The organism is Oceanisphaera litoralis, assembly GCF_016907015.1.
Lineage (GTDB): Bacteria > Pseudomonadota > Gammaproteobacteria > Enterobacterales > Aeromonadaceae > Oceanimonas > Oceanimonas litoralis.
Genome location: NZ_JAFBBE010000063.1, coordinates 1 through 1,020, shown reverse-complemented (window position 1 = coordinate 1,020; position 1,020 = coordinate 1). Strand labels below are relative to the sequence as shown.

At 53.2% G+C, this 1,020-nt stretch carries 1 rRNA gene; it reads left to right on the top strand.

The window, feature by feature from the left end:
• A 23S ribosomal RNA gene (locus tag HNR62_RS16080) occupies positions 1-1,020 on the top strand; the annotation flags it as partial.

The window sequence follows — 1,020 nt, the reverse complement described above, 5'->3', positions numbered from 1 at the left end:
CGTGGTAGGGGAGCGTTCTGTAAGTCTGCGAAGGTGTGTTGTGAAGCATGCTGGAGATATCAGAAGTGCGAATGCTGACATGAGTAACGATAATGGGGGTGAAAAACCCCCACGCCGGAAGACCAAGGGTTCCTGTCCAACGTTAATCGGGGCAGGGTGAGTCGACCCCTAAGGCGAGGCGGAAACGCGTAGTCGATGGGAAACGGGTTAATATTCCCGTACTGACGTGTATTGCGATGGGGGGACGGAGAAGGCTAGATGAGCCGGGCGTTGGTTGTCCTGGTGAAAGGGCGTAGGCAGAGTGTTTAGGTAAATCCGGACGCTTAATGCTGAGACCCGAGACGAAGTCACTACGGTGGCGAAGTCATTGATGCCCTGCTTCCAGGAAAAGCCTCTAAGCTTCAGATACACGTGAATCGTACCCCAAACCGACACAGGTGGTCGGGTAGAGAATACCAAGGCGCTTGAGAGAACTCGGGTGAAGGAACTAGGCAAAATAGTACCGTAACTTCGGGAGAAGGTACGCTGGAGCGAGTGAAGTCCCTTGCGGATGGAGCTTGGGCCAGTCGCAGTGACCAGGTGGCTGGAACTGTTTATCAAAAACACAGCACTGTGCAAACTCGCAAGAGGACGTATACGGTGTGACACCTGCCCGGTGCCGGAAGGTTAATTGATGGGGTTAGCCGCAAGGTGAAGCTCTTGATCGAAGCCCCGGTAAACGGCGGCCGTAACTATAACGGTCCTAAGGTAGCGAAATTCCTTGTCGGGTAAGTTCCGACCTGCACGAATGGTGTAATCATGGCCACGCTGTCTCCACCCGAGACTCAGTGAAATTGAATTTGCGGTGAAGATGCCGTATACCCGCGGCTAGACGGAAAGACCCCGTGAACCTTTACTATAGCTTGGCACTGAACATTGACCCTACATGTGTAGGATAGGTGGGAGGCTGTGAAGCGGTGACGCCAGTTGCCGTGGAGCCATCCTTGAAATACCACCCTTGTATGTTTGATGTTCTAACGT